Consider the following 440-nt stretch of genomic DNA (forward strand, 5'->3'; position numbering starts at 1 on the left):
ATTCGATATCGTTTTAAATGAAGCAATGTTAACAATGTTACCCATCGCCATAAAGGAAAAAGCATTACGCGAGTACTACCGAGTCTTAAAGCCTGGGGGTATCTTGTTAACACATGATATTGTCATCGTTAATGAATCACATGCCACACATGTAGTTAAATCATTATCTGCAGCAATTAATGTCAATGTCTCACCGCAGACGAAACTTGGCTGGTTAGATTTATATCATCAAGCTGGTTTTAATCATGTGCATTATCATACTGGTCCAATGAGTTTAATGACACCAAAAGGTTTAATTTATGACGGAGGTATTGTTGGAACTATAAAGATTATCAACAATGCTTTTAAAAAAGAAAATCGACCAATGTTTTGCAAAATGTTTAAAACGATGACTAAATTGCGTAAAGATATGAATTATATTACTTTTGTCGCTAAAAAAG

Annotated in this window: 1 protein-coding gene; it reads left to right on the top strand. The window is 33.4% G+C overall.

Annotated elements, in window-relative coordinates:
- Positions 1 to 440: class I SAM-dependent methyltransferase (locus KDK95_RS38985; protein ID WP_212522656.1), on the top strand; the 440-nt coding region annotated here is incomplete at both ends.

Source organism: Actinospica acidithermotolerans, assembly GCF_018139625.1.
Classification (GTDB): domain Bacteria; phylum Actinomycetota; class Actinomycetes; order Streptomycetales; family Catenulisporaceae; genus Actinospica; species Actinospica acidithermotolerans.